This is a genomic window from Collinsella sp. AM41-2BH (assembly GCF_003468085.1).
Lineage (GTDB): Bacteria > Actinomycetota > Coriobacteriia > Coriobacteriales > Coriobacteriaceae > Collinsella.
The window spans coordinates 1-25,732 of record NZ_QSGH01000022.1 but is presented as its reverse complement, the minus strand read 5'-3'; the positions used below and the strand labels follow the sequence as shown (position 1 = coordinate 25,732).

22 protein-coding genes and 2 tRNA genes are annotated in these 25,732 nt (G+C 62.1%); 1 reads left to right on the top strand and 23 read right to left on the bottom strand.

The window, feature by feature from the left end; all coding sequences use genetic code 11:
- Positions 1-41 precede the first annotated feature (41 nt).
- From plsX to DW899_RS09240, 22 genes are all read right to left on the bottom strand, one after another.
- The gene (plsX, locus tag DW899_RS09345) at positions 42-1,061 is read right to left on the bottom strand and encodes a phosphate acyltransferase PlsX (RefSeq protein WP_117800803.1); all 1,020 of its coding nucleotides are present in this window, start codon (positions 1,059-1,061) and stop codon (positions 42-44) included.
- A gap of 87 nt (positions 1,062-1,148) precedes the next feature.
- Positions 1,149-1,328 (bottom strand): 50S ribosomal protein L32, encoded by a 180-nt coding sequence (gene rpmF / locus DW899_RS09340; RefSeq protein ID WP_022094017.1) that lies wholly within the window; start codon positions 1,326-1,328, stop codon positions 1,149-1,151.
- A 64-nt stretch (positions 1,329-1,392) separates the two neighbouring features.
- On the bottom strand, positions 1,393-1,947 hold the full coding sequence (locus DW899_RS09335; RefSeq protein ID WP_117800801.1) for a DUF177 domain-containing protein: 555 nt from the start codon (positions 1,945-1,947) through the stop codon (positions 1,393-1,395).
- Positions 1,947-2,444, bottom strand: a complete 498-nt coding sequence (locus DW899_RS09330) for an ATPase (RefSeq protein ID WP_040358176.1) — start codon at positions 2,442-2,444, stop codon at positions 1,947-1,949. The genes DW899_RS09335 and DW899_RS09330 overlap by 1 nt, the downstream gene beginning before the upstream one ends.
- 68 nt (positions 2,445-2,512) lie before the next feature.
- Positions 2,513-3,010, bottom strand: coding sequence for a pantetheine-phosphate adenylyltransferase (gene coaD, locus DW899_RS09325; protein WP_117564151.1), 498 nt, complete (start codon positions 3,008-3,010; stop codon positions 2,513-2,515).
- A complete protein-coding gene (gene rsmD / locus DW899_RS09320; RefSeq protein WP_117800799.1) occupies positions 3,003-3,632 on the bottom strand; it encodes a 16S rRNA (guanine(966)-N(2))-methyltransferase RsmD in 630 nt (209 codons plus the stop codon). The genes coaD and rsmD overlap by 8 nt, the downstream gene beginning before the upstream one ends.
- Positions 3,629-5,806: an ATP-dependent DNA helicase RecG gene (gene recG, locus DW899_RS09315; RefSeq protein ID WP_117800797.1), complete on the bottom strand. Its 2,178-nt coding sequence runs from the start codon at positions 5,804-5,806 to the stop codon at positions 3,629-3,631. Before recG ends, rsmD begins: the two co-directional genes overlap by 4 nt.
- A gap of 10 nt (positions 5,807-5,816) precedes the next feature.
- Positions 5,817-7,478 carry a DAK2 domain-containing protein gene (locus DW899_RS09310; RefSeq protein WP_117800795.1) on the bottom strand — a complete coding sequence of 554 codons (1,662 nt, stop codon included), beginning with the start codon at positions 7,476-7,478 and terminating at the stop codon, positions 5,817-5,819.
- A gap of 27 nt (positions 7,479-7,505) precedes the next feature.
- On the bottom strand, positions 7,506-7,862 hold the full coding sequence (locus DW899_RS09305) for an Asp23/Gls24 family envelope stress response protein (RefSeq protein WP_022093773.1): 357 nt from the start codon (positions 7,860-7,862) through the stop codon (positions 7,506-7,508).
- A gap of 194 nt (positions 7,863-8,056) precedes the next feature.
- Positions 8,057-8,131: transfer RNA gene (locus DW899_RS09300), tRNA-Asn, on the bottom strand.
- Between the two features lie 34 nt (positions 8,132-8,165).
- Positions 8,166-8,240: transfer RNA gene (locus DW899_RS09295), tRNA-Asn, on the bottom strand.
- Positions 8,241-8,432: 192 nt separating this feature from the next.
- Entirely contained in the window at positions 8,433-9,782 is a 1,350-nt protein-coding gene (gene rpoD / locus DW899_RS09290; RefSeq protein WP_055286388.1) for an RNA polymerase sigma factor RpoD, read from the bottom strand.
- Between the two features lie 108 nt (positions 9,783-9,890).
- On the bottom strand, positions 9,891-11,999 hold the full coding sequence (dnaG, locus tag DW899_RS09285) for a DNA primase (protein ID WP_117800793.1): 2,109 nt from the start codon (positions 11,997-11,999) through the stop codon (positions 9,891-9,893).
- The gene (gene ribF / locus DW899_RS09280) at positions 11,992-12,999 is read right to left on the bottom strand and encodes a riboflavin biosynthesis protein RibF (protein ID WP_117800791.1); all 1,008 of its coding nucleotides are present in this window, start codon (positions 12,997-12,999) and stop codon (positions 11,992-11,994) included. Before ribF ends, dnaG begins: the two co-directional genes overlap by 8 nt.
- Positions 12,996-13,928 carry a tRNA pseudouridine(55) synthase TruB gene (truB, locus tag DW899_RS09275; protein WP_117800789.1) on the bottom strand — a complete coding sequence of 311 codons (933 nt, stop codon included), beginning with the start codon at positions 13,926-13,928 and terminating at the stop codon, positions 12,996-12,998. Before truB ends, ribF begins: the two co-directional genes overlap by 4 nt.
- 15 nt (positions 13,929-13,943) lie before the next feature.
- Positions 13,944-14,987, bottom strand: coding sequence for a bifunctional oligoribonuclease/PAP phosphatase NrnA (locus tag DW899_RS09270; RefSeq protein WP_117800787.1), 1,044 nt, complete (start codon positions 14,985-14,987; stop codon positions 13,944-13,946).
- Positions 14,980-15,390: a 30S ribosome-binding factor RbfA gene (gene rbfA, locus DW899_RS09265; RefSeq protein ID WP_117647311.1), complete on the bottom strand. Its 411-nt coding sequence runs from the start codon at positions 15,388-15,390 to the stop codon at positions 14,980-14,982. The genes DW899_RS09270 and rbfA overlap by 8 nt, the downstream gene beginning before the upstream one ends.
- Before the next feature lie 11 nt (positions 15,391-15,401).
- Positions 15,402-18,116, bottom strand: coding sequence for a translation initiation factor IF-2 (gene infB, locus DW899_RS09260; RefSeq protein ID WP_117800785.1), 2,715 nt, complete (start codon positions 18,114-18,116; stop codon positions 15,402-15,404).
- 91 nt (positions 18,117-18,207) lie between these two features.
- The gene (gene nusA, locus DW899_RS09255) at positions 18,208-19,455 is read right to left on the bottom strand and encodes a transcription termination factor NusA (RefSeq protein WP_006234042.1); all 1,248 of its coding nucleotides are present in this window, start codon (positions 19,453-19,455) and stop codon (positions 18,208-18,210) included.
- 1 nt (position 19,456) lies between these two features.
- Positions 19,457-19,951 carry a ribosome maturation factor RimP gene (gene rimP / locus DW899_RS09250; RefSeq protein WP_117635115.1) on the bottom strand — a complete coding sequence of 165 codons (495 nt, stop codon included), beginning with the start codon at positions 19,949-19,951 and terminating at the stop codon, positions 19,457-19,459.
- A 258-nt stretch (positions 19,952-20,209) separates the two neighbouring features.
- Positions 20,210-22,786, bottom strand: coding sequence for a leucine--tRNA ligase (gene leuS, locus DW899_RS09245; protein WP_117800783.1), 2,577 nt, complete (start codon positions 22,784-22,786; stop codon positions 20,210-20,212).
- A gap of 373 nt (positions 22,787-23,159) precedes the next feature.
- A complete protein-coding gene (locus DW899_RS09240; protein WP_117800781.1) occupies positions 23,160-24,671 on the bottom strand; it encodes an IMP dehydrogenase in 1,512 nt (503 codons plus the stop codon).
- A 193-nt stretch (positions 24,672-24,864) separates the two neighbouring features.
- Here DW899_RS09240 and DW899_RS09235 point away from each other — a divergent pair, with 193 nt between their 5' ends.
- Positions 24,865-25,209, top strand: coding sequence for a winged helix-turn-helix domain-containing protein (locus tag DW899_RS09235; protein WP_117800779.1), 345 nt, complete (start codon positions 24,865-24,867; stop codon positions 25,207-25,209).
- Between the two features lie 137 nt (positions 25,210-25,346).
- On the opposite strand, the gene DW899_RS09230 is transcribed toward DW899_RS09235, so the two are convergent.
- Positions 25,347-25,732 (bottom strand): IS3 family transposase (locus DW899_RS09230; protein ID WP_147349746.1); only part of this gene is annotated, 386 nt, incomplete at its 5' end.

The following is a 25,732-nucleotide window of genomic DNA, read 5'->3' as shown; positions in this document are numbered from 1 at the left end:
CCATCAGCTCAATGTGTTCGGTTGAGATCGGAAATCAACCCTTATAAAACGATACCGTCCATAGAGTTGGCGACATTCTCGACCAGCCCGGCGCGCACGGCTTCGGCCGCCGCAAGCGTACCGTTTTTAACAGCTTCGACCGAGGTGGCGCCATGGCCGATCAGAACCACGCCGCGCAGGCCCAAAAGAATCGCACCGCCCTTGGCGTCGCCAGAGAGCTTGGCCTTTATCTCACGCATCTGCTTTTTAATGAGCAGCGCGGCGATCTTGGTGCCAAGCGAAGACATAAAGACGCCCTTGAGCTCCTGCAACAAAAACTTGGCAGCGCCCTCGGTGGCCTTGAGCGCAATATTGCCCGACATGCCGTCGGCCACGACGACATCGAAGTGGCCCGAGGTAAGGTCGGTACCCTCGCAGTTGCCCACAAAGCCGGGAACGGCAGCCTTCATGGCCGGGAAGCAGGACTTGGTAAAGTTGGAGCCCTTCTCGTCCTCGGTGCCGTTAGCAAGCAGGCCCACGCGGGGATGCTCGATACCCAAAACGACGCGGGCATAGGCGGCGCCCATCTGGGCAAAGCGCACCATATCGTCCACCTCGACATCGGGGTTGGCGCCCATATCGCACAGCACCGTCAGGCCGCCGGCGCGATTGGGCAGTGCATTGGTCAGACAGGGGCGCACCGGCTGCTTCTTGCCTTCGGCCTGATACCTAAACGGCGTCACATAGGCGGTAGCGGCAGCGGTCATGGCACCGGTCGAACCGGCAGAGAAGAACGCGTCAGCATTGCCCTTCTTGATAGCGCGGCACGACAGCACGATCGAAGACTTGCGTTTGGTCATCACGGCGCGAATGGGATCGTCATCCATGGCGATAACGTCGGGTGCCTCAAGGGCCTCAACACGTGCGTGGGAAGCAGCAAAGGGATTGACGATTTCGGCTGGGCCAGCTGCCAAGACCTCGATATCGGGATCGGCGGCAAGCGCAGCCTCGATACCATCGAGAACAACCTGAGGTTTCTCGTCTCCGCCCACAACGTCTACACAAACGCGAACGTTACTCATATACATGCTCCTTATACAAAAATGGCCGACTCATTGAGCCGGCCATTGTGGTTCCATTTGGAACGGCATCGCATCCAGAGTATAGCGTTACTCGGTAACGATAACCTCGCGGTCCTTATAGAAACCGCAGCTGGGGCACACGTGGTGCGGAAGCTTGACAGCGCCGCAACGGGGGCACGTGGACTGAGCCGCAGCCGAAATCTTCATGTTGGCGGAACGACGGGTGTGAGTGCGGATACGACCCTGCTTTTGTTTAGGTACGGGCATAGTGACCTTCCTTATGAACTATCCAGTGTGGCGATTACGCGCAAGTAGCGATACTACCACAGTTTTACTCATCGAGCTTGAGATTCTTCAATGCTGCAAATGGATTTTCCGTGGCAGCGGCCCATTCTGCCTCTGCCTGGGCGGCGCAATCGCATTGCTCGACGTTGAGATTACAACCGCAAGTGGGGCACAGACCGCGGCAATCGGGCTTGCACAGAACGACAAGCGGCGTGTCCATGACGACCGCGTCGTTGATGGGCTCACCCAAATCGACGATGCGGTCCTCACCCAGGAGCTCGTAGCCGTCCTCGTAGGCCTCGGGATCCTCGGGCTCCTCGAAGAGGTAGAACTCCTCGATCTCGCCGGCGATATCAAACGAGGCGGGCTCCAGACAACGGTCGCACTCGCCGGTGGCGTGCGCGCGAACCATGCCCGTGAGCAAGACACCGGTACCGGCATTGGTAAAGACAACGTCGTAGTCGATGCCGTCCTGTAGCTGATACTCCTTCTCGCCCACCATGTAGGTGGCGACGTCGACCTTACCGGTCAGCGGATACGAATCACCAGGAAACTCGAGCTGCTCGGAAAGATCGACGGTAACGCTCGGGAACTCAGCCATTACCACTGACCATTCTGCTGGGCGGCACCCTCGTTGAGCTGCTGACGGCAACGGGTAACGGTGCCGGTCAGGCTCTTGAGGTTCTCCTCCAGGTGCGTAAAGACCTGCTCTGCGTAGTCCTCGGCAGCATAACGCGTCTCGCGCTCGTACTGCTGGGCACGATCGCGGATGTCGTCGGCCTGCTGCTGGGCTAAGCGGACGATCTCCTGCTCACCGGCAATGGTGAGGGCCTGCTGCTGAGCGTCGGCGATGATGGAATCGGCCTGAGCGGCGGCGGAAGCCATAAGCTCCTCGCGCTCCTTAAGGATACGGCGGGACTTCTGCCACTCCTCGGGATAGCTCATGCGGATCTCGTCGAGGATGTTGAAGAACACGTCGGCGTCGATGACCTTGAACTGAGCGTTCTTGCCGAAAGGCGGCTTGGCTTCCTCGATCAGCCCTTCGAGCTCATCGACCAAGCTGACGATCCTATCGCCAGGAAAATTCTCGCCCGGCATCCGGTCTCCTTTCATAGGTAACATATCATCGTGCTAGTTTACCACATGCCACCAGGCAATAAAAAACGTCACGAAAAGCGATGTCTGAGCGCTTCGACCACGTTGGGCGGGACAAACGTCGATACATCGCTGCCGAGCGAGGCGATCTGGCGAACGACCGAGCTCGAGATATAGCCGTACTGCGGCGCACTCATGACAAAGATAGACTCCAGCTCGTTATCCAAGCGATAGTTGAGGTCGGCCTGCTGCAGCTCGTACTCAAAGTCGGTCATGGCGCGCAGGCCCTTGACCACGGCCCCCGCCCCCTGCTCGCGAGCGAAGTCGACCAAGAGGCCGGTAAAGGGCAGGACCTCGACGCCGTCGATATCACCGAGCGCCTCACGGGCCAGCGCCACGCGCTCATCGAGCATAAACGTGGTGCCCACACCGTTTTTACCCTGCGACTCGGCAACAGCGACGATCACGCTGGGAAAGATGCGGCGGGCACGGCGGATGACGTCGATATGGCCAAATGTGATGGGATCGAAGGTGCCCGGGACAATCACGCGGTTGATAGTGTCATTCATGGGCGTCCTCCGTGGGTGCGTCGCTATCGATACCATCATCCTCGCCGTTGCCGACCCAACGAAGCAGGTCGACCGAGGTAATGCCGTAGCGCTTCTCGCGCACGATCTCAAAGCCTGCCGGATGCGCGCCCGCATCGGCGGCGGCATGCTCAAACAGGGCATAAGCGCCAGGTGCAAGCAGACCCTGCTGAGCCAGGTTCTGCAGCAGTTCCTCGACCGGCTCGGCACCAAAAGCATAGGGCGGGTCGAGCAGGACCAGATCAAAGGGGCCGCCCGGCACACGACCGCGCGAGGCGCTCGCCAGCATGTCGCCCGTTACCACGCGCCAACGCGCACGGTCACGGCAGAGCGACTCGATATTCTTGGTAATGAGCCGCGCGGCATTCCGATCGATCTCGAACGTCGTGAGTGAGCGGGCACCACGTGAGAGCATCTCTAACCCTAAGGCACCGGAGCCGCCAAAGGCGTCCAGCACGCGGACCTCGTCCAGATCGAAGTCAAATGCCGACATGACCATAGATGCGCATGCCTCGCGCACGCGATCGGTCGTGGGGCGGGTGACATCGCGACCACGGGGCTCCTCGATCTTACGACCGCGCCATTCGCCGCCGATGATTCTCATCCTCCGCTGACCTCCTTAAAAATGTGTCGATATCGCATGGCGACCGCATCGCGCAGGGGGCGCGTCGCCACGGAGTCAAGGGTGCAAGCATACCGCAAGAGCTCGACCGCGTCCAAATGGGCCCACTCGATCAGCTCCTCGTCGGCATCCAGGTCGACAAAGCGCAGGGTCACACCGCCATGCTGGCGGTACCCCAGAATTTCGCCCTCGTGGCGCAGACGCAGGTCCATCTGGGCGAGCGTAAAGCCGTCCGAGGTCTTTTCGAGCGACTGGAGACGGTCTTGCGCCGCCGAAGCGCCGCCGTTGCCCTTGGAGTGCGTCATGACCAGGCAGGTGCCCGACACGCTGCTGCGGCCCACGCGGCCGCGCAGCTGGTGCAGGGCCGCCAAGCCAAAGCGCTCACCGTTCTCGATGACCATGACGGTGGCGTTGGGCACGTCGACGCCCACCTCGACCACCGTAGTCGAGACGAGCACGTCAATCTCGCCGCGCTTGAAGGCATCGATAACCTGGTCCTTCTCCCCCGCTGGCATGCGGCCGTGAAGGCGCTCGATGGCAAGACCCGGCAACGCCAGACGCAGGCGATCGAGCTCGGTCGCCGTATCGTGCAGCGGCACGGGGACCGTCACGCGGCCCTCGCCGTCGCGGGCGATACCGGGCACGTCCTCCAGTTCATCGGCCGAGTCGCTCGGCTCCACGAGCGGGCAAATCACGTAGGCCTGCTGACCCTTTTCATGCGCCTCGCGGATGGCGCCATAGGCAAGGTCGCGGCTCGACTCGGTAAGCACGCGTGTCGTCACGCCAGCGCCAGGGACGGGCCGATGGCGGATGATGCTCGTGTCCAGATCGCCGTAGACCGAAAGTGCCAGCGTACGTGGGATGGGCGTTGCCGTCATAACGAGCAGATCGGCACCAGGGCCCTTCGCACGCAGGGCGTTGCGTTGGCCGACGCCAAACCGGTGCTGCTCATCGATGACCACGAGCGACAGATGCTTGAACGCAACGTTATCCGAAAGCACCGCGTGGGTGCCAAAGAGGACATCGAGCTCGCCCGATTCCAGCTGCGCATGGATCCGCTCGCGCTCGGCCGCCGGCGTGGCGCCCGTCAGGAGCGCCCAGGTCATGCCAGCCTGCGAAAGCAAGGGGCCGGTCTTATCGGCATATTGACGCGCCAGCACGCCCGTGGGCGCCATAACGCAGGCCTGCGTGCCGCTATCGGCAGCCACAGCCAGCGCGCAGGCGGCAACAGCGGTCTTGCCGGTACCGACATCGCCCAGCAGCAGGCGGTTCATCACGCGCCCGCCATCGCACATATCGCGCAGGATATCTTGGAACGCGGCCTCCTGCTCGTCGCTCAGCGAAAACGGCAGGGCCTGCTTAAGCGCGGCCAGGTGCTCGCCCGCGGCGTGGGCATAGGGCACCACATCGACCAGGCCGCCGTCGTTGCGCAGGCGCAGCGCCAGCTGCAGGTAGAGGCACTCCTCGTAGGCAAGCCGTGCGCGCGCGATATCGCGCTCAGCCATGCTCGAAGGAAAGTGGATCGATCGAAGCGCACGGGCATTGCTCATCAGGCGACGTTTAACGCGCAAGCGTGCGGGAATCGGGTCGAAGGGATTGCCGACGACCTCGAGCGCGCCACTTACGATGCGGCGCATCCATGCCTGGCTCACGCCGTCACTTACGTAGTGAACCGGCAAAATGGTGCCGGCGGCGCGCCCGTCCTCGAGCTTTTCAAAGTGGGGCGAGGCCATCTGCTTAAAACCGTAGGCAAACTCAACCTTGCCCATCACGGCCAGGCGGTCGCCCTGCTTAAGCTGCTGGGCAATCCAAGGCTGACGGAAAAAGGCGACCTGCAGCACGCCCGTCTCATCAACGAGTGAGACCTCGGTCACCTGCATGCGCGGACGCGGCTTCTTTTGAACGATACGGTCGACCGTGGCGATGATGGTGCACACGGTACCAATGGGCGCCATCTCGATGGACCAGGAGCGCGTAAAGTCGAGGTATCGATGAGGGATATGGAGAAGGAGGTCCCCCACCGTCCGAATACCCAGACGGCGAAGGGCCTCCTCACGTTTACCCGAAACATATTTGAGTCGCGCGATATCCTCGTCGAGCGCATTGCTCTGGGCAAAGCGCTCCGAGACGCGCGGCACGGAGCACAGCTCGGACATGGGCAGTTGCCTACTCGATCGAGAAGATAACGGGATAGAGCGGCTGCTCGCCACGATGGGCGTCAATCTCCAGATCGGGCTGAGCCTCCTCAATGGCGTCGACAATCTCCTGGAAGGCCTCATCGGACAGTTCCTCGCCTGCCAGAATCGTCAGCGCGTCACCCTCCTCTTCCTCCTGCATACGGTTGATGCAGTCGAGCGTGACCTGCTTCACGTCGGAGCCGACCACATCGATGGAGCCGGCGATGATGCCCATGACGTCACCGGAGTGAATCGGCGAGCCGTCGGAGGCACTGGAATCGCGCACGGCACGGGTGACCTCGCCATCACGAACCTCACTGATGGCGTCGACCATAGCGGCGACGGCATCCTCGAGCTCGGAATCGGGCAGGACCGCGAACAGCGCGGAGAAGGCCTGCGGAACGGTCTTGGTGGGAACGACGGCGACCTTCTTGTCGGTGCAGGCAGAGGCAGCGGCCTCGGCGGCCATGCGGATGTTGCCGTTGTTGGGCAGAATGATGACCGAGGTCGCGTTGACCTGGTCGACGGCGCCCAGCAGGTCTGCAGTCGAGGGATTCATGGTCTGGCCACCGGACACGATCACGTCAACGCCGAGGGACTTGAGGATGTCTGCCTCGCCGGAACCGGCGGCAACGGCGACAAAGCCCAGGGCCTTCGCGGGCTCGGCGGCCTTCTCCTGGTCCTCGTGGATCTTGGCGGTACGGTCGTGGGCCTCCATCTCCATGTTGTGGATAAAGACCTCGTAGATCTGGCCAAGCTGCAGCATGTGCTCGAGCACCAGGTTCGGGGTGTTGGAGTGCACGTGGATCTTGTAGTCGGGATATGCGCCCACGAGCAGCTCACAGTCGCCCATGGAACCCAGGAACTTAAGGCACTCGTCCTCGTCAAACGGGGCGTCGGCCTTAAACAGGAACTCATTGCAGTAACGGAATTCCGAGCCCTCCCAGTCGTCGTTAGCCTCGATCTCAACGCGGCCAAGAGCGGCATCACGGGCAGAGCCGGCGGAATCAAACGTGGCGGAGAAATCCTCGACAACGGTGCTGCGGCCAAGCGCGGCGGCAACAAAGTTCTCCAGGAAGATGGCAAAGCCAAAGGCGCCGGAGTCGACCACGCCGTTCTCCTTCAGAACGGGCAGAAGGTCGGGCGTGCGAGCGACAGACTGATATGCCTCGACGACGATAGCGTCGAGCGCGTCCTCGGCCGAGAACTTCTTCTTCTCGCACTCGTCGGCCTTGGTCGAGACATCGCGCAGCACCGTGAGGATCGTGCCCTCGATGGGCTTACGGACGGCCTGGAAGGCGACCTTGACGGCTCGGCGGAACGCATAGGCAATGTTGGCGGACGTAATGGGCTCGTCGGCAGAGACAAGACCCTCGGCCACACCGCGCAGGATCTGCGAGGTGATGACACCGGAGTTGCCGCGGGCGCCCATCAGGGAGCCGTGGGTGATGGCGCCGGAGATGGCCTCCATGTCAGCGTCGGCGGGAAGAGCGGAGAGCTCCTTGGTCACCGAGGCGAGCGTGAGCGACATGTTGGTACCGGTGTCGCCGTCGGGTACGGGGAAGACATTGAGCTTGTTGATCTCCTCGGCCTTGTCGGAAACAGCAGCCGCAGCGATCGGAAAACAGGTGCGAATGGTCTTTGCAATCATGGGTATTTGAATCTCCGTTTTCGGATGCTAGTTCAGACGGCTCTTGAGCGCGTCGATGTGAATGCCGATCTTAAGGCTGGCGGGATCGATCTGGGCGATCTCCTGCAGGGTGAAGGCAACGGAGCTCGAAAGATTGTGGCAGACGGACTTCATGTTGACGCCGTTCTCGAGCACGACGTGAAGATCGACCGTAAGGCCGTTCTCGTCGGCGGAGACAAGCACGCCCTTGCGGAGGCGCTGACCGGCAAGCAGGCGCACGCTCTCGGCGCCCTGGAGCTGCTCAGCCATACCGACGACGCCATAGCACGTCATCGCGGCATAACCGGCAATATCGGCAATAACGTCGTTCGAGACGCTCAGGCTGCCGTTGATGGTCTCAGACACAAGAATCTCCTTATCTGGTGCTCACGGCACCATGTCGTGGGAGCAATCATTGCAATATTCTACAACGACCGCGCCATGTTGAGGTGGTGGGTCGTGGGATTACATCCTCGACACGAAATGTTGATATGGCAACGTTCGAGTCAAGTGGTCGCGGCATGAAAAAACCCGCCGCATAAGCGACGGGTTTTACAACCTGGCTCCCCGGGTAGGACTCGAACCTACAACAGCGCGGTTAACAGCCGCGTGCTCTACCATTGAGCTACCGAGGAATTAAAAAGCCCAGCGGAATGGGCCGAGAAATTCTGGCTCCCCGGGTAGGACTCGAACCTACAACAGCGCGGTTAACAGCCGCGTGCTCTACCATTGAGCTACCGAGGAATAGGTGCGTGCTCTCAAGCAACGAAGTTTATTATACGGACGAATCAGCTCAGGGCAAGAACTTTTTTGAGAATTTTTCCGACCTAGTCATTGGGGACGTTCTTAAACGACTAGTCATTCAAGAACGTCCGCAATGACTACATGAAAGCGCCCCCAAGCGGATGTGCTTGAGGGCGCTTCTTGCTTGCGAGGTTATGACTCGATGTAGTCCTTGAGCTTACTCGAACGGCTCGGGTGACGGAGCTTGGCCAGGGTCTTGGACTCGATCTGGCGGATGCGCTCGCGCGTGACGCCAAACTCGCGGCCGACTTCCTCGAGCGTGCGGGGATGCCCGTCGACAAGGCCAAAGCGTAGCTCGATAACCTTGCGCTCGCGATCGGCAAGCGAGTCGAGCACCTGGGTGAGCTGCTCCTGAAGCATGGAGAAGCTGGCGGCATCGGGCGGAACGATGGCCTGGGAGTCCTCGATGAAGTCGCCCAGCTGGGAATCCTCTTCCTCGCCGATGGGGGTCTCGAGCGACACGGGCTCCTGCGAGATCTTCTGGATCTCGCGGACACGGTCGGCGCTCATGTCCATCTCGGCACCGATCTCCTCGGGGGTCGGGTCGCGGCCCAGGTCCTGAAGGAGCTGGCGCTGCACGCGGACAAGCTTGTTGATGGTCTCGACCATGTGCACGGGAATACGGATGGTACGGGCCTGGTCGGCGATAGCGCGCGTGATGGCCTGACGGATCCACCACGTGGCATACGTGGAGAACTTGAAGCCCTTCTGGTAGTCGAACTTCTCGACGGCGCGGATCAGACCGAGGTTGCCCTCCTGGATCAGGTCCAGGAACAGCATACCGCGGCCGACGTAGCGCTTGGCGATGGAGACTACCAGACGCAGGTTGGCGCTGATGAGTGCCTGCTTGGCTTCGAGGCCCACGTTCTCAATGCGCGTGAGACGACGCATCTCGGCACGCGTGAGCTCGAGCTCACCGGCATCGGCAGCCTCGAGCTTCTCGGTAGCCTCGAGACCGGCCTCGATCTTCATGGCCAGATCGACCTCTTCGGAGGCGGTTAGCAGGTCGACCTTGCCGATCTCCTTGAGGTACATACGAACCGGATCGCCGGTCAGCATCACCGTGGAGGCATCGATGCCACGCACGCGCGAGCGTGAACGGGACGTGCGCACGGTGCGCTTCTTCTTGCTCTTGGAAGAACCCATCTCGGCGTCGGCCTGACGGGCCATCTTGAGCTCATGATCGTCGAGCGAGCCGGAATCGTGCTCGTCGTCGTCATCGAAATCGTCGGTATCGGTATCGTTATCGTCATCGTCGACGTCCATGGGGGCGTCGTCGTTACCGCTCGCGGAGATAATCTGGATGCCGCTGTTGCGCAGCGCGGAATACACCGCGGTGAGCTGCTCGTCAGAAACATCGATATCCTTCAGGGCGACCTGAATCTCGTCCTCGGTTACCGAAGTCCTGTTTGAGCCGTTGCCCATGAGCTTTGCAACGTAGGATTCCAGCCCAGTACCCGTGCTCTCAGTCTTTTTTGGCACAGATTCTCCCTTCATAGTCCACAGGACTCAATACTTTAGCACACAGCAACGTCTATACCCAAAATCCAGACTGGATATAGGCGAGAATACGCTGGTTGACCACAACATCTAGGCCTGTTCGGTGCCCGCGGTCTCCAAACCGATCAAACGGAACGGGTCCGCCACGCCGCCGATCGACTTTTGCAGTTCGCGTTGACGCTGCGAATCCTGCGCGGCCCGCACGGTCAGCGCGCGACGGGCCTCATCGTCGAGCGAACGGTCCTGGCGCAGCTTGGCCTGTGCGGCACGCATGCGGCGCTTGATGGTGTAGAGCTCGAGCGTATCGAGCATAAACACGATGTTCGTCTCGGTGGGGTGCTTGCTCGTCGCCGAGATGCGCCCGGCACTCACAAGCGTTGCCGCCTCGGGACACACCGAGCGCGCCGCATCCATGCAGGCTGAAGGATCGGTTCCCGGCGGCGTTGCCAGAACGGCCCATGCGATGGACTCGTGACGTGGGTCAACCCACTCGATAGAGCAGATGCGGTCGGCATACGTGCGGAACAGGTCGGGGTAGCTCGTGAGCATGGTCAGCAGCTCACGCTCCCCTGCCAAGGACTTACGCTCAAGATCAGTAAGAACCATCGGCGCCGCCGCAGCCGGAGCACCCGAACCATCAGTCACAGGTACAGCACCCATACCATCAGGCGCGTCGATCGGCGGCAGGTCGTCGACGACCTCCACAGGCGCGGCACCGTAAGCATCGAGCGGGACATAGTCGTACGGCTCTTCCTCGACCGACGCCGCTACTGCCGGCGTCGCGCCCGACGCCCAAGCACCACGAGATGTCCCCTGCGAACCAGACGACCGACCGCCCGCGCTACCGGACCGCTCAGCTTGCGCCCGCTGGCGTTCATAGTTCTGTTCGCGACGGCGCTCCGCATCTTCGCGCTTGGCAACATCGCGAAACACGCGACCCGAACTCGCGCGCACCGTCTCCAAATCCAAACCCAGCAGATCGGCAATCTGGATAAAGTACGTGTCGATCATATAGCTATCGCGCAGCGGATAGATAAGCGTCAGCGCATCTTCCAGCGCCTTGGCGCGACCGCCCGGCGTGGTGATGTCGCTCGACTCCTGCAGCGAGCGGTAGACAAAGTCCATAAGCGGCTCGGCGGCGTCAATACGTTTCTGCAGCTCCTCTCCGCCGTGCGCCGCGATGAACTCCATGGGGTCGTTGCCGTCGGGCAGTACCACGCAGCGCAGGTCCATCGAATCCTGCTCGATAAACTGAATCGCGCGACGGGCGGCCTTCTGGCCCGCGGCATCGCCGTCAAACATATACACGATGCGGTTGGCAAAGCGGGTGAGCGTCTTGACGTGATGCTCCGTGAGCGCGGTGCCCAGCGTAGCGACGACGTTTTTAATCCCCGCCTCCCAACAGGCGATGCAGTCGGTATAGCCCTCTACCACGATGGCGGTATCCTGCGCGACGATAAACTCCTTGGCCCAATTAAAGCCGTAGAGGTTTCGCTTTTTATGAAACACGCTCGTCTCGGCGGTGTTGAGGTACTTGGGTTGGCCGTCTCCCATGATGCGACCGCCAAAGGCGATGTTGTGACCCTGCTCATCAAAGATGGGAAACATCACGCGGTCGTAAAAACGGTCGGCGAGCTGCCCGCGCCCGCGGCTCACGGCCACGTTGGCGTCGATCATCTCCTGCGGGGTAAAGCCCGCCTGGGACAGGTGCGACACCAGAGCGTTGCGACCCGGTGCAAAGCCCAGACAGTAGCGGCGGCAGACATCGCCGCCCATGCCGCGGCTGGCAAAGTACTCACGCGGGCGGCTATCCTTACCGCGCATGAGCATGGTGTGGTAGAACTGAGCGGTCTCGGCGCACAGATCGTAGATTCGGGCACGCTTAGTACCGCGCTCGCGGCGGTCTCCGGTGTCGTGCAGCTCAATACCCGCGCGATCGGCCAAATAACGGATTGACTCGGGAAAGCTCAGGTTCTCGCGCTTCATGATATAGGTGAAGACATCGCCACCCTCACCGCAGCCAAAGCAATGCCACACCTGCGTGGCGGGGATAATGTGGAAAGACGGCGTCTTTTCGCCATGAAAGGGGCAGCAGCCCCAAAACTCATGGCCGCGGGGCTTGAGCTCAACCGTTTCCTGCACGATGGCAACTAGGTCGGACGCAGCGCGGACCTGGTCTTTTTCCTCATCGCTAATCACGGATGCTCACCCCCTGCTCACCCAAGTTGTGACGAATGTCCTCGATATTACCCTCGACGGTCGCAATCAACTCATCCAGCGAATCGAACACACGCGAGGGACGTAGCCAGCGCGTAAACGCCAGCGAAACGGAAGCGCCGTACAGGTCGCCCGTATAACCAATTAAATTAGCCTCGAGATGCGCCGAAGCGGCATCGTCGGCATACGTCGGCGGCAGGCCGACGTTCACGGCAGCGGGCCACACGGTGTCATCGACGAGCACCATGCCCTCATACACGCCATCAGCAGGCACCTGAATGCCGCTGGGAACCTGCAGGTTTGCCGTGGGAAAGCCCATGCCAGAACCCTCGTGACGGCCGCGAATAACACCACCACGCACCATATACGGGCGACCGAGTAACCCAGCAGCAAGCTCCACATGGCCCTGTCCTAGCTCGTGACGAATGCGGGTGGCGCAAATGGCCTCACCGCCCTCGCAAAGCAAGTCGTGCCCGTATACGTCAACGCCGCGCTCGGCACCCCAGGCGCGCATCTCGGCAACACCAGAAGCACCGCCACGACCTAGCCTAAAGTCGTTGCCAACGCGAATAGATCGAATGTCGACCAGACGCGACACCAGCGAGAGAAAGTCAACATGGTCAAGCGCCGCAACCTCAGGCGTAAAGGGAACGGCCACCACCGCATCGACCCCGGTCTGAGCCAAGGCATGCAGACGGTCGGCCGTCGTCATCAATTTTTGAGCGGGCGAAGGGCTCACCACAACGTCCGGGTCGGGATCGAAGGTAACCACGACCGCCTTGCAGCCATGGGCACGGGCATCGCCAACAAGCGCCGCAATGAGCTCCTGGTGTCCACGGTGAACGCCGTCGAACACGCCGATGGCAATCGATGCGGCACCCAAGTGCTCGCACTCATCAAGCGTATCGGCAGCAACGATGCGAGCCTCGTCCGACTCGCCCGCGAAAAAGATACTCGCGAGCTCGCGAGCGGACAACATCATCGAACACCGCCGATTGCCTGCGGAAACACGTGCTCCATGACAAAGCGGCCACCCTCGATGCGGGCGAGCGCCTTGAGTCCCCCATCGAGCACCAACGCAAACGGCGCCTTCGAGGCATCGAAATCGGCAAGCGCACGCTCAACGGGAATGCGTCGGCCGCAGAGAAGGTCGTCGGCAAGATTGCCCGGCAAGTCAACACGAGTGGCGCCCAGGGCCGCAATGGGATCCAGGGCAAAGCCAACGGCGGACTCGGGAGAAAGCTCCTCCACCGCATGGCAGGCGCCAATGGAAACAACACCGGAGGCCGTGCGGCGCAGCGCGGAAATGTGCGCGGCGCTCTCGCAGGCGCGGCCCAGGTCGCGAGCGAGCGCACGAATGTAGGTGCCCTTGCTCACCGAGAACGCCACGGTCCACACACACGTATCACCCTCGCCGCCCACGGCGATCAGGTCGGCGGCATAAACCTCGACGGGGCGCGGAGGTAGGTCCACCGCATTGCCCTCTCGAGCAGACTTGTAGGCGCGAACGCCATTGACCGAGATAGCCGAAAACGCCGGCGGCACCTGCATCTGCGGACCCAGCATGGCGGCCAAGTGCTCACGGGCATAGGCAGGATCGCGGAGCTCGTTGGCAACAGCCACCGTGCGGACCGCCTCGCCCTCCGCATCATCGGTATTGGTCTCGGCACCAAACGAGATGTCGGCGACGTAGCTTTTGGTATCGAGCGTGAGCATACCCAGCAGACGGGTGGCCTGGCCCACGCCCACCACCATGACACCCGATGCCATGGGGTCGAGCGTGCCGGCATGGCCGACGCGCCGCTCATGGAGGGCGCGTCGGCATTGCGAGACCACATCGTGGGACGTGCATCCCACCGGCTTATCGACGGCGAGCAGCATATTCAGTTGTGAAGGCGTACGACGAGCCATGTACCATCCAAAAAGTTAAAGCTCGACGTTCACCGAAGCGGGATCCTCCCCTACCAGCTCGGCCAGCATGGGAAGTGCCACGGTGAGCGTCTCGAGAATCGTTCCGTTGTTGGAGAAACCGGCGGCAGCGGAATGTCCGCCTCCGCCAAAGGCAGCAGCAATCTCGGACACGTTGAGGTCGCCCTTGGAGCGCAGGTTGCCGCGCACCTTGGTATCGCCCTCGATGCCCTTCAGGAACAGGCAGACCTCCACGCCCATCACCGAGCGCACCACGTCAACAAGGCCGTCGCACTCATCCGAGGTGACACCGCAGGCCTCAAGGTCGCTCTGGTAGGCATAGCTATACGCCACGCGCCCGTGCGCAACCGTCTTAATACGGCCCATGACAATGGACTTGAGGTGCAAAAACTCGACGCGCATGCTCTGATAGACCTCAAGCGCGACACGAGCCGGATCGGCACCATGTGCGACCAGGCGCGAAGCGGCGTGGAAAGCGGCAGCATCGGCGTTCTGGTACTGGAAACGACCGGTATCGGTCACCAGGCCGCACAGCAAGCAGGTCGCGACACCATCGCGAGCCACAATGCCACAATTGTCCAAAAAGCGGTCGATGATCATGGCACAGGCCGCGGCATCGACGCACCTCAGGCTCAGCTCGGCAAATTCCTCGCGCGCCGGATGGTGATCGAAGCACACCACATGCGACGAGCGGCGGAGCACCTCGGCTGAGTTGTTCAGACGCTCGACGACCGGCACGTCCACCGAGATGAACAGGTCCGGATTGCCGGTATACGCAGACGCCGGCACCAGACGGTCGGCACCCTCCATAAAGCGGTAGATGCGCGGAACCGGGTCATCGTCTGCCAGCAGCAGGGCAATGTCCTTGTTGGGAAAGAACTTCCTAAGCGAGAGGCCCAGGCCCAGCACGGAGCCCAGGGCGTCGCCATCGGGAGACGTATGTCCCGAAATCGCAATGGAGGACGCACCCTCGATGAGCTCAAGGATGCGTCGCTGAATATCTGCAGACTCGCACGATGCGAGGTCGGCGGAATTACTCATCTAAAGCTGCCTCCTGGGCGGCATCCGCTATGGGGTAGCCGTCCTCGTCCTTTTCGATCGCAAGCGTGGCGGGAACGTTTTCCAGCGCACGCGTGATGCGCTCGGCCTCATCGGTCGAGCGATCGATGCGAAAATCGAGCTCGGGCGTGACGCGCCAATCGAGCGAGCGGGCCAACAGGCTACGGATGCGGCCCTTGGCGCTGGCGAGTGCCTCCATGACCTCGTCGTAGCGGCTCGCGTCGCACGACACATACACACGCGCGAACGAACGGTCCACCGCGACCTCGACCGCGGTCAGGGTGACCAGGTCGAGACGCGGATCGGAAACCTCAAAGAGCAGGATATAACCGAGCTTCTCGCGAAGCTGCTCGCCCAAACGGCGGGTTGCCTGCGTTTGCTTCATAGCGCTACCCCCTACTCGGTACGGGCAACCTGGTCGATGCGGTAGCCCTCAATGGTGTCGCCAGGCTTGATGTCCTGGAAGTTCTCCAGGCCAATACCGCCCTCGGAGCCGCTCTTGAGGCTCTTGGCCTCGTCCTTGTAGTGGCGCATCGAGGCGATCTTGCCGTTGAAGACCACGATGCCGTCGCGCACCAGGCGCACGGAATCGGTCGCGGCGATCTCGCCCTCTTCGACGCGGACACCGGCGGCGATACCGACCTTGGGCACCTTGAAGGTGTCCAGAACGATCGCGGTACCCGTGGAAACCTCGACCTCGGTGGGCTTGAGCATGCCGATACGGGCTGCGTCGAGGTCCTCGAGGCACTTGTAGATGACGTCGTAGCAACGGATCTCGACGCCCTCGCGCTCGGCGGCGGAGCGGGCCTTGCCGTCGGGACGGACGCCAAAGCCGATGATGATGGCGTTGGAGGCGTCGGCCAGAACGACGTCGGTCTCGTTGATGGCGCCAACGGCGGAGTGGATCGTGTTGATGCGCACCTCGGACTGGTCCATCTTGTCGAGGGAGTCCTGAAGGGCCTCGATAGAACCCTGGACGTCGGCCTTGATGATCAGGTTGAGCTCCTTGACCTCGGCGTCGGCGATGGTCTCGAAGAGGTTCTCGAGCGTCACATGCTTCACGCGGCTCTGCTCCTCGATGCGGGCCTTGAGCGAACGCTCGTCGGCCAGGGCGCGAGCCTCGCGCTCGTCCTCGAACACGCGGAACTCATCGCCGGCGTTGGGGACGGACTGCAGGCCCAGAATCTCGACGGCGTCGGAGGGACCGGCTTCGGTGACGGCGTTGCCCTTGGGGTCGAGCATGGCGCGGACGCGGCCGTAGGTAAGGCCGGCGACCAGCGTATCGCCCACGTGCAGGGTACCGCGGGTCACGAGCACCGTGGCAACCGAGCCGCGGCCCTTGTCGAGCTTAGCCTCGAGGACGTTGCCCGAAGCGAACGTATCGGGGTTGGCCTTGAGCTCGAGCACGTCGGCCTGGAGCAGGACGGTCTCGAGCAGGTCGTCGATACCGATCTTCTGCTTGGCCGAGATGTTGACGAACATGTTCTGTCCGCCCCACTCCTCGGGGATGATGCCGTACTCGGTGAGCTCCTGGCGCACGCGGTCGGGGTTGGCACCCGGCTTATCGATCTTGTTGACGGCGACGACGATGGGAACGCCGGCGGCCTTGGCGTGGTTGATCGACTCGATGGTCTGGGGCATGACGCCGTCGTCGGCAGCCACGATCAGAATGACGATGTCGGTCACCTTGGCGCCGCGGGCACGCATGGCCGTAAAGGTGGCGTGGCCGGGGGTGTCGATGAAGGTGATCTTGCGGTCGTTGATCATGACCTGCGAAGCGCCGATGGCCTGCGTAATGCCGCCCGCCTCGCCGGCAGCGACGCCGGTGTGACGGATGGCGTCGAGGAGACTCGTCTTGCCGTGGTCGACGTGGCCCATGACGGTGACGACCGGGGCGCGCGGCTTAAGGTCGGCGGGATCGTCGTAGAACGAGAAGGTGTTCTCCTCCTCGGGGGTGATGATCTTGATCTGACGGCCCAAGTCGTCGGCAACGAGCTCGACAAGGTCGTCGGACATGGACTGCGTCATGGTAAGCGGCGTACCCAGCAGGAACAGGCGCTTGATGATGTCGTTGGCCGGAACATCGAGCGCCTCGGCGAGCTCCTGGACGGTAACGCCCTGGGAGACCTTGATGGCGTCGAGGTCCTCGGGGTTCACGCCCTGGGCCAGCGCCTCCTCAATCTTGCGCTCTTCCTGAGCCTTTGCGGCCTCGCGCTCGCGCTTCTCCTTACGCTTTTTGCGACGACCAGTGGACTCGCGAGAGGCCTCCTCGACGGCGGCACGAGCCTCCTCGAGCACCTTCTCGCGGCTGTACTCCTCGGCCTCGCGAGCCATGCGGCTGTAGTGGTCCTCTTCGTTGTTGTGACCGCCCTTGCGCTTCTTGCCCTTGCCCTGCTTGTCGGGGTTGGGGAAGTCCATACCGGCAGCGACGTTGTTGCTGGCATTGGTGCGATGGCTGTGCGGGCGGTTCTCGGAGGCATTGCGCTCGGAGTAGTTATCGGAGGCGTTGCGATCGTTACGACGGCCACCGCGACGGTCGTTGTTGCCGCCACGACGGTTGCCGCGCTCGGCAGCGCGCTCGGCCTTGGCCTTCTGCTCGGCGTCCTTCTTCTCCTTGAGCACGGTCTCCTGTGCGGCAATCTGGTCAAGCAGCGAACGGAAGCGCGAACCGGAGTCGGAAGCGGGAACGGCGCGGCGCTGGGCCTCGCGGGCAGCCTCCTCCTTCTCGCGGGCAAGGCGCTCCTGCTCGGCCTTCTTCTTGGCCTCGGCCTCGGCGCGGGCGGCCTCCTCGGCAGCCTGGGCGGCGGCGAACTGGCGGCGCTCCTCCTCGCGTGCCTTCTCGGCGGCGATGCGCTCGCGCTCTGCCTCGGCAGCACGTGCTGCCTCCTCGGCGGCAGCGGCCTGCTCCTCGGCCTGCTTGGCGGCCTCGACTTCCTGAGCGCGGGCCTCGATCACCGAGGCGAGCTGCTTGCGGACCATGGCGACATAAGCGTCCTCCAAGGTGGAGGAAGCGGACTTAGCGGGAATCTTCATATCGGCGAGATGACCCATCAGTTCCTTGGAGGTCATGCCGAACTCTTTGGCCAGGGTGGACACACGGACTTTTGCCATATGACTTCACCTACCCTTTCTGGCACCTTGGGTGCCTAGAGACTGAACGAGCGTGGGAGATGCGCCGGGACCTGCCCGGCGCGACCGCGCGCTAGATCAGGTCCTCCGCATCATCGAAGGCGTCGGTGTCGTGGACACCGCAGAAACGGGAGCCGGGACGGGCCTGGTTGCGGCACTGGATGCCGTCCTCGGACACGTACTCGCAGCGGCGGACGTCCTCGTCCTCCTCGTCACCGATCAGGTCGGCGGCGGGCTCCTCGTGAACGGGAACGTTCTTGAGGATGTCGGCGGCAAGCGTCTCGGACTTAATGTCGATGTGCCAGCCAGTCAGGCGCGCGGCGAGGCGGGCGTTCTGGCCCTCCTTGCCGATGGCGAGGGACAGCTGGTCGTCGGGCACGATAACGCCGGCGTAGGCCTTCTCCTCGTCGATAAGGACGCGGGTGACCTTAGCAGGCGACAGGGCGTTGGCGACATAGACGGCCGGATCGGCATCCCACAGGATGACGTCGACGCGCTCGCCACGGAGTTCGCCCACGACGGCGCGAACACGGCTGCCCTTGGGGCCGACGCAGGCGCCAACGGGATCCAGGCGATCGTCGAGCGAGTGGACGGCGACCTTGGAGCGCTGGCCGGGCTCGCGGGCGATCGACTTGATCTGGACGGTGCCCTCATAGATCTCGGGCACCTCCTGCTCAAACAGACGACGCATGAGCTCGGGGTGGGTACGGGAGATGACAATCGGCGGACGGCTGTGCTCGCCACGAACCGGCTGCAGGTTGGAGTTGGGGTCGCGAACGTCGATGATCACGGCCTTGATGTGCTGATTGTGCAGATAGCGCTCGCCCATCGGACGCTCGTTGCGCTCGTTCTCGTAACGGCGCTGGTCGAAGTGCGGAAGCTCGGCCTCGACGCCCTCGCGGATCTTGACGATCGTGAAGTCGGGCGTGGACTGCAGCACGGTACCGCTAATGAGGTCGCCGATGCGGCCGGAGAACTCCTCGTAGATCTGCTCGCGGGCGGAGTTGCGCACGATGGCGTTGATCTCGGCCTTGGCGTGCTGGGCGGCGATGCGGCTCGTGTTCTTGGGGGTGACGTCGATCTCCTCGAACTCGGTGAAGTTGCCCTCCTCGTCCATGGAATCGTCGATCGGCTCCAGGCGGTAGACATAGATCTTGCCGGTGGTACGGTCGATGGTCACCTTGGCGCCCCACTCAAGATGCAGGATTTCGGCGTAGCTCTTGGCGAGCGACTGCTCCAGGCGGTCGATCAGGTAGAGCTGGTCGATGTGCTTCTCCTGGCAAAGCTCCATCAGGGCGGACATCATGTCGGATGCTGCCATCTTACTTTCCTTCCTTCGCGGGCTTGAAGTCGTAGGTGGGCTTCAACTTGCACTTTTTAACATCAGAGAAATCGAGGGTAACGGACTCGCCGTCCTCGAGCTCGAGGGTCACGTTCGTCTCGGTGGCGGCGGCAATCTTGCCGGTGTACTTGCGACGGCCCTCGGTGGCGGTGGAGGTGAGCTCGCAGTCCTCGCCCACAAAGCGGACAAAGTCGCGCGGACGGCGCAGCGGGCGCGCCATGCCCGGGCTCGACACCTCGAGCGTGTAGCTCGAAGAAATGGGGTCGAGCTCCTCGATCACGTCCCCGACCCACTTGGTGTTGGCCGTGACGTCGTTGAGCGACAGGCTCTGACCCTCGGCACCCTCGATACGCACGCGCACGCAGGGGGCCTTGGTGGCGCCCACGAGCTCAACGTCGACGATGTCGACATCGTGCTGGGGAGCGACGGCCTCGAGCGCGTCGATGATCGCCTGCTCGGTCTTGGTCTTGACCATTGCGGCACCTCCATCCATACAAAAAAGAAGCGGGGCCGAAACCCCACTTCTTTCAATTACAACTTCATTTGCAAGCAAACTATACCAATAGCTGCGGAAACGTGCAAGCACAGTACGAATCTGCAGGTCAGCGTGCGCACAGGTTCTCCACAAGAATAGGACAATTGACCGCAAGCACTTGGTCGGGCACACGCAAGACGAGGGGCGACCCAGCCGGATCGTCCCTCGTCTTTAATGCGTCAGCTAAGCGCGCAGTGCTTACTTGACCACCAGGTTGACCAGCTTGCCGGGCACGCAGATGGCCTTGACGACCGTCTTGCCCTCGAGCCACTTGGCGACGGCGGCCTCGGCGGCAGCCTGCATATCCTCATTGGGGGCATCGCGGGCAACGTCGACGCGGCCGCGGACCTTGCCGAGCACCTGGACCACGATCTGCACCGTATCCTCAACGGACTCGGCCAGGTCGAACTCGGGCCAGGCGGCGGTGTAGGCGTTGCCCTCGCAGCCGAGGGCCTCGTGCCACAGCTCGTCGGCCCAGAACGGGCAGATGGGGGCAAGGACGCTCACGATATCCTTAGCCACGCCGTAGCACAGCGCCTTGTCGCGGGCGGTGCCCTCGGTGGCGTTGAGGTAGGCGCTCGCCGCGTTGACGAGCTCCATGACGGCCGAGATGGCGGTGTTGAACTGGCCGCGATCGAAGTCCTCGGTGCACTTGGCGATGGTACGGTGACGCTCGCGATAGAGCTTCATCGCAACCTCGTCGAGCGCGGACTTGTCAAAGGCCACGTTGGCGTCGCCGGACTGGACAAGCTGCCACACGATACGCCAGGCGCGCTTGATGAAGCGATTGGCACCCTCAACGGCCTTGGGATCCCAGTCGAAGTCTTTCTCGGGCGGGGCGATAAACAGGATCGCCAGACGCATGGTGTCGGCGCCGTAGGGCTCGATGACCGAGCTCGGGGGCACGACGTTGCCCTTGGACTTGGACATGGTGTCGCCGTTCTCGTCCTTGACCATGCCCTGGCACAGCAGGTTGGTGAAGGGCTCGTCCACGCTCAGCAGACCAAGGTCGCGCAGGGCCTTGGTAAAGAAACGGCTGTAGAGCAGGTGCAGAATGGCGTGCTCGATGCCGCCGATGTAGTTATCGACGGGCATCCAACGGTCGGCGGCTTCCTTGGAGAAGGGCAGCTCGGTGTTGTGCGGGTCGGTATAGCGCAGGTAGTACCAGCTGGAGCAGGTAAAGGTGTCCATGGTATCGGTCTCGCGCTTGGCCGGGCGACCGCAGACCGGGCAGGTGGTCTCGTAGAACTCCTTGCACTCGGCGAGGGTTTCGCCGGCGCCCAGGTCCAGGTTCTCGGGCAGCGTCACCGGCAGCTGATCCTCGGGCACGGGCACGATGCCGCAGTGCTCGCAGTGGATGGCCGGGATGGGGTTGCCCCAATAGCGCTGGCGGCTGATGAGCCAGTCGCGCAGACGGAACTCGACCTTACGGCGGCCGCAGCCCATGGCCTCGAGGTCGGCCACGATGGCAGCCTCGCCCTCGGAGTGCTTGCCGCCGCGCATACCGGTGTACTTGCCGGACTGAACGAGCGTGCCCTCGGCAGCGTGGGCGCAATCCCAGTCGACGGTCTCGGCATGGAAGGTATCGATGGTCTCGCCGCTGGCCTCGACGGCAGCGCGATCGTCATCGTCCAGGATGATCGGCACGATCGGCAGGTCGTACTTACGGGCAAACTCAAAGTCGCGCTGGTCGCCACAGGGAACGGCCATGACGGCACCGGTACCGTAGTCGGCAACGACATAATCGGCAACCCACACGGGGACCTTCTCGCCGTTGACGGGGTTTACCACATAGCGGCCCGTGAAGGCACCGTGCTTCTCGAGGGTGCCCTGGGCACGCTCGACGGCAGAGATATGCTTGGAGTCCTCGACGATCTTGGTGACGGCCTCCTCGTACTCCGTGCCCTCGACGAGCTCGTGCAGGCCGGCGTACTCGGGAGCCAGGACAAAGAAGGAAACGCCAAAGAGCGTATCGGCACGCGTGGTGAAGACGGTGATCTTGCCCTCGTCGCCCTCGATGGGCTCGCCATCCCGGTCGCACAGGGTAAAGTCGACCTCGGCGCCCTCGGAGCGACCGATCCAGTTGGCCTGCATCTGCTTGACGCGCTCGGGCCAGCCGGGGAGCTTCTCCAGGTCATCGAGCAGCTCCTGAGAGTACTCGGTAATCTTGAAGTACCACTGCTCCAGGTCGCGCTTCTCGGGCTCGGTGCCGCAGCGCCAGCACTTGCCCTCGGTGACCTGCTCGTTGGCCAGAACGGTCTTGCAGGTGGGGCACCAGTTGACCGGGTTCTTCTTGCGGTAAACCAGGCCCTTTTCCCACAACTTCTCAAAGATCCACTGACCCCAACGGTAATAATCGGGGCTGCAGGTCTTGACCATGCGATCCAGATCGTAGGAGAAGCCCATGCGCTTCATCGTGGCGAGAGCCTGGTCCATGTTCTTATACGTCCAGGCGGCAGCCTGCGTGTTGTGCTTGATGGCGGCGTTCTCGGCAGGCAGGCCAAAGGCGTCAAAGCCGATGGGGTGCAGCACATCGTAGCCGCGCATGCGGGCCTGACGGGCCATGGCATCGCCGATGGTATAGTTGCGCGCGTGGCCCATGTGCAGGTCGCCCGACGGATACGGGAACATCTCGAGCACGTACTTCTTGGGCTTGCTGGCGTCGGTGTCGACGGCAAAGAGGTTGGAGTCCTCCCAGGCCTTCATCCACTTGGACTCAATGGCCTGTGCGTCATAGGCAGGGATCTCGTCCTTATGATCTGTGCAATCGCACATATCAGCTCCTTTGTTAGCTGGGTTGGGGCGGGGCGTTCTTACCTTTACTCGCTGCTGCGGACAGTCCTGCTCGCACGAAGAGCACATTAAGTGCTCTTCGGCTCGTGCGGAACTTGCAGCGAGCAAAGATAAGAACGCCCCGCCACATCGTTAACTCGACTGATGATAGCAAATACAACAAGCGAGATGCCTGCGACTTGTAGGCATCTCGCTTTATCTAAATAACGTGGTTGATACTCAACCTTTATGTGCAACCCGTTCTAGAACGAACGGGTTTTCCAAGTGCCGCAGATTGCCGTGAAAGAGGAGCGACGCGTACTTTGGTACGCGAGCGACGGTTTGAACGGCAAGGTGCGGTGCTTGGGAAAGCCGCTTATCGATAAGATACGGACTGCTGGGAGTCCTTTACGACAACGTCGTGGGCGCCGCCTTCGACGATGGAGGTGGAGCTGACCAGGGTCAGGCGTGCCTTTTCCTGGAGCTCGGGGATCGAGAGGGCGCCGCAGTTGCACATCGTGGACTTGACCTTGTAGAGCGTGCCGCCCACGCCGTCCTTGAGGGAACCGGCATAGGGAACGTAGGAGTCGACACCCTCGACGAAGCTGAGCTTCGCCGCGCCGCCCAGGTCGTAGCGCTGCCAGTTGCGAGCACGTGCAGAACCCTCGCCCCAGTACTCCTTCATGTACTGGCCGTTGACGTTGACGCGCTCGGTCGGGCTCTCATCGAAGCGGGCGAAGTAGCGACCCAGCATCATAAAGTCGGCACCCATAGCAAGGGCGAGCGTCATGTGGTAGTCGTATACGATACCGCCGTCGGAGCACACGGGCACGTAGACGCCGGTCTCCTCGTAGTACTCGTCACGGGCGCGGCAGACGTCGATCAGCGCGGTGGCCTGGCCACGACCGATACCCTTGGTCTCGCGAGTGATGCAGATGGAACCGCCGCCGATACCGACCTTGATGAAGTCGGCACCGCAGTCGGCCAAGAAGCGGAAGCCCTCGGCGTCGACGACGTTACCGGCACCGACCTTGACGTCCTCGCCGTAGTTGGCGCGGATCCACTCGATGGTGCGCTTCTGCCACTCACTGAAGCCCTCGGAGGAGTCGATGCACAGGACATCGGCGCCAGCCTCGATGAGCAGCGGCACGCGCTCGGCATAGTCGCGGGTGTTGATACCGGCGCCGACCATGTAGCGCTTGTCGTTATCGAGCAGCTCGTTGGGGTTGGTCTTGTGGCTGTCGTAGTCCTTGCGGAAGACGATGCCCATAAGGTGATCGTTATCGTCGACAATAGGCAGGGCGTTGAGCTTGTTGTCCCAAATGACGTCGTTGGCAACCTTGAGGCTGATGTTCTTGTCGCCCACGATGAGCTGCTCACGCGGGGTCATGAACTCGGAGACCTTCTTCTGATGGTCATCGCGGCTGGGACGATAGTCACGGCTGGTGACGATACCCAGGAGCTTGCCCTTGGGGGTGCCGTCGTCGGTGACCGGCATGGTGGAGTGACCGGTCTTCTCCTTAAGCTCGATGACCTGCTCCATGGACATGTCGGGGGTCAGCGTGGAATCGGACTGAACGAAGCCAGCCTTGTGATCCTTGACGGCCTTGACCATAGCGGCCTCGGACTCGGGGGTCTGGGAACCGTAAATGAAGGACAGGCCACCCTCGGTAGCGAGCGCGACACCCATGTCGACGCCCGAGACGGACTGCATGATGGCGGAAACCATGGGGATGTTCAGGGTGATTGCCGGCTTCTCACCGCGCTTGAAGCGGGTTAGCGGCGTCTTAAGAGAGACGTTGTTGGGGATGCACTGCGAGGACGAGTAGCCAGGGACCAGCAGATACTCCGAAAACGTGTGGGACTCACCGGGAAAGAACGTAGCCATGTTTCTCCTTTTTCCATGCGACCGGTCGGCTGCAGGCCTCGTAGGACCCAGCCCAACCTTGGGCGCCCAATACTGGGGAAGTATCTTAACGCACTTTGACTGCTACAATGCATGGTTTAGAAAGAGCACACGAGGGTTTGACGCAGGCTTTGCGTTTGCCCAGCAAACACTTTAGCGGGGAGACGTGGAGCGTATGAAGTACAAGACGACGGCAAAGCTGGTCATTCAAGCGTGCGACAAGGATTTGCCGGGCGTGTTCGGCCATGGCTGCGTCTTGCTGCTGCAGGGTATTGCCCGGGAGCACTCACTCAACCGCGCCGCCAAAAGCATGGGCATGGCGTATTCCAAAGCGTGGCGTATTGTAAACGAAGCGGAAGGCCAGCTAGGCTGTAAGCTCATCGAGCGCGACGGCGCCCGCGGATCCACGCTCACGCCTGCCGGCGAGCGCGCCATAGCGGTCTACGAGGAGCTGCAGGCCGACATAAACCAAGTCATTGCCACCAAAGCCGACGCCCTCATCGCCAGCATCAAAGAGTAGCCAATTTGGGACGGGGCCTTTTTTAGCTACCATCCAGAGCATTCTTGACTCATAGCAAAAAATGACATTGGGTAGCTAAAAAAGCCCCGTCCCAAATTATGAACTGCGTCCCAAATCTTGGACGCCCTAAATAGCGACTAGGCCGCGAGGGCCTGATTCCGGAACTCCTCCGGGGTCAGGCCCTTCAATCTTACCTGCCTCCGGCTCGTGTTCCAGTGGACTATGTATTCCTCCAGGTCGCGTTTGAAATCCTCGAACGTCTCCCACTCGCGGCCCCGGTAGAACTCGTCCTTGACGTGGCCGAAGAGCTGCTCGGTGGCGGCGTTGTCGATGCAGTTCGCCTTCCTGGACATGCTCTGGACGATGCCGGCGGCCTCGAGCCTGGATGTGTACGAGGCGTGCTGGTACTGCCGGCCCCGGTCCGAGTGCATGGTCGGGGCGGCGCCCTCGGGGATCTTGGACAGCAGCTCGTCGAGCATCCTGATGTTAGCGCTACTGTAAAAACAACCATTTTGACCAACGC